Origin of the sequence: Staphylococcus sp. HMSC072E01, assembly GCF_001814125.1 — a bacterium.
GTDB lineage: Bacteria > Bacillota > Bacilli > Staphylococcales > Staphylococcaceae > Staphylococcus > Staphylococcus hominis.
The window spans coordinates 1-247 of the sequence record NZ_KV814975.1; the positions used below are offsets into that span (position 1 = coordinate 1).

Below are 247 nucleotides of genomic sequence, written 5' to 3' on the forward strand. Positions count from 1 at the left end.
TTCTGCTTGGTCTACTTCTGCTTGCGTTGCTGTTGCTTGATCTGCCACAGTTTGTGCTTGTTTCAGTGCTTCGCTGTAGGCTTTCCAGCTGCTTGCGGTGTAGTCTTTTTCTTGGTGTTTCTCGTTTTCTTTGATGATTTTCAACAAGTTGGTTTTATCTACTTCTTTGGTTGGTACTTTTACCAATTGCTTCACTGCCGAACGTAACTCTGTTTCTGCTTGGTCTACTTCTGCTTGCGTTGCTGTT

General features: G+C 43.3%; 1 pseudogene. It reads right to left on the reverse strand.

Annotated elements, in window-relative coordinates:
* A pseudogene (locus HMPREF2953_RS11475) lies at nt 1-247 on the reverse strand (FIVAR domain-containing protein); the annotation flags it as partial.